Origin of the sequence: Methylobacterium sp. NPDC097929, assembly GCF_049543375.1 — a bacterium.
Lineage (GTDB): Bacteria > Pseudomonadota > Alphaproteobacteria > Rhizobiales > Beijerinckiaceae > Methylobacterium.
In genome coordinates, this window is record NZ_JBMVEP010000032.1 from 1 (window position 1) to 7,384 (window position 7,384).

Sequence of the window (7,384 nt, forward strand, 5' to 3'; positions counted from 1 at the left end):
GGTGGTCGCAGGCCCGGTAGCGCTCGGGGCCCTTGGCGACGTCGTATTGCAGCGCCTCCAGCGCGGCGATGACCCGGTCCGTGTCGGTGTCGCCCGCCGCCTGCACCGCCATCAGCAGGGAGCGCACGGCCGTGTAGCCGTAGGCGCCGTAATCGGTGGGCACCGCGCCGGCATAGGCGGCGCGGAAGGCGTCGTTGAAGGCCTTGGCCGAGGGCACCATCTCTTCGAGACGCCAGTAGTAGTTGCTGGCGCCCACCACGCTCTCGAAGGCGTCGGCACCGCCCGCGAGGCGCTGGTTGTGCAGCAGCACCGGCACGACGATCCGCGCGGCCTTCTTCAGCCCGAAATCGTTGGCCTGCTTGATGCTGTTGGCCTGGTCTCGGCCGAAATTGCAGATGCAGAGGATGTCCGGGCGCATCGAGCGCAGGCGCGGCATGAAGGTCGAGTAGTCGGGCGCGCCGAACGGGTGCAGGATCTCGCCCGCCGTCTCGGCCCCGATGGCGGTCGCCGCGCGCTTGAAGCCGCGCAGCATCTCATGGCCGTAGGCGTAGTCGGCGACGAGGTAGGCGACCCGCGTGCCCTTCTTGAAGGCGTACTTGGCCACCGCCGCGGTGGTCATGTGCGGGTTCAGGGCCTCGTGGAAGGTGTGGCGGCTGAAATCCTTAGCCTCGTTGATCGTGTCCGACTGGCTGATCGACACGTAGAGGACCTTTCGCGAGCGGGTGATCTCGTTGACCGAGAGCTGCACCGCGCTCGACAGGGCGCCGACGATGAAGTGGGCCCGGTCCTTCTCGATCAGCTCCAGCGTCCGGGTCGCGGCCTCGCCGGGGTTGAGCTTGTCGTCGCGCACCAGCAGCTCGGCCATGCGGCCGTTCAGGCCGCCGGCCTCGTTGAACTGCTTCACGGCCAGTTCCGCCGAACGGATCTGGTCCTTGGCCTCGGCGCCGAACGGGCCGGTGACCGGCGTCGGGAAACCGATGCGGATCGGCTCCGCCGCCCGAGCGACGAAGGGCATGCCGATACCGGCAAGCGTGCCGGCCGCGGCCATGCCCCGCACGAGCGTGCGGCGCGAGACGGCGCCGTATCCCGGTCCCTGTCGGATCATCGTTCTCTCCCTGTCGTCGCGCGGGCTCATGAGTACGGCCCGCGTCGCGAAATCGAATGAGCGCGCTCAGATCACGTCGAGCGCCCTCAGGATGCGTTCGGGCGTCATCGGCAGCTGCGAGACGCTGGCGCCCAGCGGGCGCAGGGCGTCGTTGACGGCGTTCAGCGCCGCGCCCGAGGCGGCGGCGGTGCCGGCCTCGCCGACACCCTTGGCACCGAGTTCGGTGTCCCCCGTCGGCGTCTCGACATGGGTGATCACGATGTCCGGCATCTCGCAGGCCATCGGCACGAGGTAATCGGTCATCGAGCCATTCAGGAGTTGACCGGTTTCGCCGTAGCGGCACTCTTCGAAGAAGGCGGCACCGAGCCCCTGCACCACGCCGCCGCGGATCTGCTCGTCCACCAGCAGCGGGTTGATGACCCGCCCGCAATCCTCGACCACCCAGTGCTTGAGGAGGGCGACGAAGCCGGTCTCGACATCGATCTCGACAAGGCTGCCATGGATGCCGTTGGTGAAGGCGAAGGGATAGCCGCGCGGGGCGAAGTGGTGCGCCACCGTCAGCGCCGGCGAGACGTCCGGCGGCAGCAGGTCGGAGCGGTAATAGGCGAGGTTCGCCAGTTCCTTCAGCGTCATGCGCGGCGTGCCATTGGCATCCGTCACCGCGCCCTCGCGGATGTCGAGGGCGGCGGCCTCCGCCTGCAGGATCGCGGCGGCGATCTCGAGGATGCGCCGCTTCAGCTTGCGGCTTGCCTGGAGCGCGGTTTCGCCGCCGATGCCGGCGCCGCGGCAGGCCCAGGTGGCCCCGCCCGAGGGCGTCGTCTCGGTGTCGCCGGTGAGCACCCGGATGCAGTCCCGGTCGACGCCGAGCCCCTCGGCGACGATCTGGCTCACAATGGCCTCGCTACCCTGGCCCTGCTCGGTGATGCTGATGGCGCACTGCACCTCGCCCGCGGGCGTCAGCTTGAGGATGCAGCCGTCCTGCGCAGAGATATGGGCGCCGCCGACACCGTAGAAGGCGGGCGTTGGGTTGGTGATCTCGACATAGGTGGCGATGCCGATGCCGCGATGGACGCCTTTCTCGCGCAGGGCGGCCTGCTCGGCACGCAGGCGCGGATAGTCCATCAGGTCGTGGAGCCGCGAAAGGCAGGTCGCGAGCGAGAGCTTCTCGAACCGGTACCCGCTCGGCGTGGTGTGCGGGTACATGTCATCGGTCACGTAGTTGCGCCGCCGGATCTCGAACGGGTCGAGGCCGAGCCGGTCCGCGGCGAGATCGATGAGGCGCTCTGTCACCGCACAGGCGATCGGGTGGCCGACCGCACGGTACTGGCTCATCTGCACCTTGTTCTGCGCCACGACGGTGAGGTCGGCGCGGTAATCGGTGAGCCGGTAGGGCGCGCCGATCAGGCGCACGACCTGGTTGCCCTCGACCGCGCTGGTGCGCGGATAAGCCGAGAATGGGCCGACGCCGGTCACGTCATCCACCTCGATCGCGGTCAGGGTGCCGTCCGCAGCGAAGGCGAGGCGGGCACGCACCCGGTGGTCGCGAGCGTGGATGTCGCTGGCGAAGGCCTCCATCCGGTCGGCGGTGAACTTCACCGGGCGCCTGAGCAGGAGGCTCGCGCCCACCACCGCCATGTCCTCGTGGTAGACGTGCAGCTTCATCCCGAAGGAGCCGCCGACATCGGGCGCGATCACCCGCACCCGCGCCTCGGACAGGCCGAAATGGCGGGCGTAGAGATCTTGGAACTGGTAGGGCGTCTGGGTCGATTGGTGGACAGTGAGCCGCTCCTCGCTCGGGTCGAAATCGGCGAGCGTGGCGCGCGGCTCCATCGTCACCGCCGTGTGCCGGCCGAAGCGCAGATCGACCGCGACGCTCTGCGCTCCCGCGAAGGCCTCCGCCGTCGAGCCCGACTCGATGCGGGTGCGGAACAGGACGTTGTCGGGGGCGTCCGCGTCGATGCGAGGCGCGTTGGCGGCGCGGGCGGCGTCGAGATCGACCACTGCCTCCAGCTCCTCGAACTCCACTTGGATCGCTTCGAGCGCGTCCTCCGCCTCGGCGCGGGTCTCTGCCACCACCATCACCACCGGCTGCCCGGCCCAGACGACCTTCCCGAGGGGCAGCGGGAGTTGGGGCGCCGAGCGCATGCCCTTGAAGTGGCTGAGCGTTCCGACCCACGGCGTGCAGATCGCGGAAAAATCCGCACCCGTCAGCACCCGATGCACGCCGGGCATCCCAGCGGCCTCCGACACGTCGATGGCGCCGAGCCGGGCATGGGCGTAGGGGCTGCGCAGGAAGGCGGCGTGGAGCATGCGCGGCAGGCTCACGTCGTCGGTGTAGCGGCCCCGCCCTGCCAGGAGGCGCTTGGCGCCCGGACGCGGCAGGCCGCAGCCGATATAGCGGCCCTTCTCGCGGGGACGGGTTGGGCTGTCGGTCGCCGCGCTCACGCCGCATCCTCTCGCATTGGGGCTGCGCCCGCGACGCTCTCGATGGCGTCGACGATCGCCTCGTAGCCAGTACAGCGACAGTAATTGCCCGAGAGCGCGTCGCGGATCGCCGCACGCGTCGGCCTGCGTCCGCTGGCGCGGCAGTCGCGGATAAAGTCACGGGCGACCACGAGGATGCCCGGCGTGCAGAAACCGCATTGCAGGGCGTTGCGGGCGTGGAAGGCCGCCTGCAGTTCGGCAAGTTCGCCTGAATCCGACAGACCTTCGATTGTGTCGATCCGCATCCCGTCCGCCTGCACCGCGAGCATCAGGCAGGCATGGACCGGCTGTCCGTCGAGATTGACGATGCAGGCGCCGCAGGCGCCGACCTCGCAGCCGAGATGGGTGCCGGTGAGGCCGAGATCGCGTCTCAGGAAATCCGCGAGCGAGACCCGCGGCTCGACGAAGCGGCGGACGCGGGCGCCGTTGACGGTGACGGTGACGGGCTGCGGCTCGATCATGCCGCCATCTCCCCGTACTCTTGTCCCCTCAGGGCGGACAGCACGCGGCCGAGCAGGACGCGGGCGAGATGCATCCGCGCCGCCGCCGAGAAGCCCTCGTCCTCGTCCGGCGCGAGGTCGTCGGCGAGCGCTGCCTTGGCTTCCGCAATCGCCGCCGCATCGAGCGGCCGGCCGGCCAGCGCAGCCTCGGCCGCCGGTGCCCGCATCGGCGTCGGGCCGACCGAGCAGAAGGTGAGGCGGGCCGATTCCACCGTCGCACTGGTAAGGACGAGATGCGCCGCGAGACCGACAAGGGCGTAGTCGCCGCGCCGCCGGGCGATTTCCTCGAACCGCATCCGCGTGCCGGGCACGGGCAGCGGCACGCGCACCGCGGTCAACATCTCGCCGGGCTCGATCACGTTCTCGAACAGGTCGAGGAAGAAGTCGTCCGCCGCGACCGTACGGGTACCGTCACGGCCGGTGATCTCAAGCTCGGCGCCGAGCGCTCGCATGCAGGCCGGCAGCTCGGAGGCCGGGTCGGACAGCGCGAGGCTGCCGCCCATCGTGCCGAGATTGCGGATCGCCGGATGCGCCATGTAGGCCGCGGCCTGGGTCAGGAGCGGGGCATGCTCGGCGATCAGGGGGGCGTTCAGGGTCTCAGCGTGACGCGTCAGGGCGCCGATGCGCAGCCGGTCGCCCTCAAGCGCGATGCCGCGTAGACTTTCGATCCGTCCGATGTCGATGAGCAGGTCGGGCGCGTCGAGCCGCAGGTTCAGCGCTGGCAGCAGGCTCTGGCCGCCCGCGAGGAAGCGCGCCTCGCCTTCACAGGCGGCATAGGCGTCGAGCGCCTCCGCCACGCTTGCCACGCGGCGGTAATCGAAGGCACGAGCCTTCATGAGCGTCCCTCCCACAGGCCGCATGTCGCCGCGATCGATCGTTGTTGACCGCTTGGTTACAAGCTATCCACGTGCGGACGATCGCGTCAAGCGAAATAACCAAACGGTCACGAAGCATGGATTCGCCCGCCACCCTGGAGGATGTTCCAGATGGGAAGCCGCCGACGCTGGCCGCCACGAGCCGGCGGCGTCTCCCCGCGGCGCAGCGTGAGCAGCAGATCGTCGAGGCAGCGGCACAGTTCTTCGCCGAGCACGGTCTTGGCGGTCAGACACGGGAACTGGCCAAGAGCCTCGGCATCACGCACTCGGCAATCTTCCGCTACTTCCCCACCAAGGAAGCGCTGCTCGACCGCGTCTACGACCACGTCTACGTGCAGCGCTGGAATCCGGCCTGGAGCGGCTTGGTGCAGGACCGCTCGCAACCGCTGGAGACACGGATCCTGCGCTTCTACAGCGAGTATGCCGGGAGGATCTTCGACTATGTCTGGGTGCGCATCTTCGTCTTCTCGGGGCTGAAGGGCTACGACATCGCTCCGCGCTATCTTGAGATCGTGCGTGACCGCGTCATTCATCCGATCTGCGCTGAACTCCGGGCGGATCTCGGCCTGCCGGATTTCGCCGCGGTGCCCTTGACCGAGCGGGAGGCCGAGGCGGCCTGGGCCCTACACGGCAAGGTCTTCTATCTCGCGATCCGAAAGTTCGTTTATGGCTGGCCGATCCCTGATGATCTCTCTCAGACGCTCTCCGATGATGTCGGCGTCTTCATGCGCGGCGCACCAAAAATTTTCTTTGAAAGCGTGCATGGGATTTGATGTAGTATAACCGCGACCGACCCGCGTTGTTGGACATATCATATAAATTCACCCTTGATCAATCAAACCAAACATTGATGTGCCGGATTCATCTAAGGTGTGTATAAGTCGCTCATCGTTGGAGCACTTCAAGCTAGTGCGACAAGTCATCGTTTTCAGGATGACTGGATTCGCAGCGGACATCTAAGCAGTCGCAGACAGAGGCCCGGAAGAGGGCAGCTCGACACAGACGAGGCTGGGGCGCAGCGAGTCTCCGGCGCAGTCCAAGCGGCGGACGCACGGCTTGAGAGCTCGTCGGCCGGGCTCGACGCCGGGGTCGTCACGGTCAGTAGCGGCTTGGCTGCGGGCGTCCGCACTGGCCGGGGGGCCGCTAAACCTCTACCGCCTCACCGGTGCAGCGCTTGGCGGGGCCGAGGCCTGCCGGCGCAACCAAACCCGCCGCGCATGCCGTCCCCGTGCCGAGGAGGGCAGCAAGTCCGCAACATTCCATTCCAAGCCGGTTCACGGCGTCGGCAATCCAACGATCACGCCGTCCTGACCCACCCGGCTTTGAATCCCTCAAGGGGCGGTCAGGCCGTGGTCACCTGACGGTTCAGGCGTGCGGCGAGTTGGTCGGCGAATTTGCTGGCCGCTACCGGGAGCAGACGTCCGCGCAGTTGCGCCAGCACGACGCTCATCGGTTCGAGGTCGCGGGCGTCGATCAGACGGCTGCGTAGGCGCGGGTCGTCGGGAATGCCGCTCGGCACTTGGAAGCTGACGACATCCTCCCGCAGGACGACGTTGCGCAGGAATTCCAGCGATCCCGATTCCACGGTCGCGCGCATCTCGACCCCGCGCCGGGCGAGCGCCTGCTCGATATGGTGGCGGATGGCGAGCGAATGGTCGGGCAGCGCCAGTGCGTGGGCGAGACAGTCGCGTAGCCGGATCGGACCGTCTTCGGAGGCCAGAGGATGGCTTGCCCGCATCAGGACGCACAGGGACTGACGGCCGGCATAGAGCGCGTGCAGCTCCGCCGAGGGCGGCGGCTGCAGGACGAGCGCGAGGTCGGCCTCGAACGAGGCGAGGGCGGCCACCGCCTGGACATGATCGCGCACCTGCACGGTGAAGGCGACCTGTGGAAACTGTGCCCGGTAGGCCTCGACCTCCTCCGGGATCATGCGAGTGACAAAGGCCTGGCTGCAGGCAAGCGCGACCTGGCCTCGGCGCACGCCGGAGAGGTCGGCGATCTGCGAGCGCACTCGGTCGAGATCCGCCGCCTGGTCGCGGATATGTCGCGCCAGCAATTCCCCCGCCGCGTTGAGGCGCATCCCTTGTGCGAGTCGCTCGAAGATCGGCGTTCCGAGCTCGTACTCGATGTCCTGGATCTGCCGGGTCAGCGCTGAGGGCGTGATGTTGAGGCGCTCGGCCGCCCGCCGGACCGAGCCAGAGCGAGCGACCTCGGCGACCGCGGTGAGGCCGCGCAGATGCTTCATCCAAACTCTCCTGCCGCAGCGTTGCCAGAAATTCAACAGTTCCGTCGAGAATTAGCACTTCCCGGCAACGCCACTGCTTTCTAGAGCTGCATCCGATCAGGTTGGATCAAAGGCATCGTAGCCTGCGGCCATCAGGTAGTTGCGGCATTCGACTGGTGTGAAGCGCTCGAAGGCT

General features: G+C 68.0%; 6 protein-coding genes. 1 reads left to right on the forward strand and 5 read right to left on the reverse strand.

Features of this window, described 5'->3' with window-relative positions:
• The 4 genes from ACPCJR_RS26190 to ACPCJR_RS26205 form a co-directional block, all read right to left on the reverse strand.
• Positions 1-1,105, reverse strand: a 1,105-nt coding sequence (locus ACPCJR_RS26190) for an ABC transporter substrate-binding protein (protein WP_391516472.1), incomplete at its 3' end; no start/stop codon positions are given.
• 66 nt (positions 1,106-1,171) lie between these two features.
• On the reverse strand, positions 1,172-3,550 hold the full coding sequence (locus ACPCJR_RS26195; RefSeq protein ID WP_391516473.1) for a xanthine dehydrogenase family protein molybdopterin-binding subunit: 2,379 nt from the start codon (positions 3,548-3,550) through the stop codon (positions 1,172-1,174).
• Positions 3,547-4,050 carry a (2Fe-2S)-binding protein gene (locus ACPCJR_RS26200; protein ID WP_391516475.1) on the reverse strand — a complete coding sequence of 168 codons (504 nt, stop codon included), beginning with the start codon at positions 4,048-4,050 and terminating at the stop codon, positions 3,547-3,549. Before ACPCJR_RS26200 ends, ACPCJR_RS26195 begins: the two co-directional genes overlap by 4 nt.
• On the reverse strand, positions 4,047-4,925 hold the full coding sequence (locus ACPCJR_RS26205) for an FAD binding domain-containing protein (protein ID WP_391516477.1): 879 nt from the start codon (positions 4,923-4,925) through the stop codon (positions 4,047-4,049). Before ACPCJR_RS26205 ends, ACPCJR_RS26200 begins: the two co-directional genes overlap by 4 nt.
• A gap of 116 nt (positions 4,926-5,041) precedes the next feature.
• On the opposite strand from ACPCJR_RS26205, the gene ACPCJR_RS26210 reads away from it, so the two are divergent.
• Positions 5,042-5,737: a TetR/AcrR family transcriptional regulator gene (locus ACPCJR_RS26210; protein WP_391516479.1), complete on the forward strand. Its 696-nt coding sequence runs from the start codon at positions 5,042-5,044 to the stop codon at positions 5,735-5,737.
• A 569-nt stretch (positions 5,738-6,306) separates the two neighbouring features.
• Here ACPCJR_RS26210 and ACPCJR_RS26215 read toward each other — a convergent pair.
• Entirely contained in the window at positions 6,307-7,209 is a 903-nt protein-coding gene (locus ACPCJR_RS26215; protein ID WP_391516480.1) for a LysR family transcriptional regulator, read from the reverse strand.
• Positions 7,210-7,384: the final 175 nt, after the last annotated feature.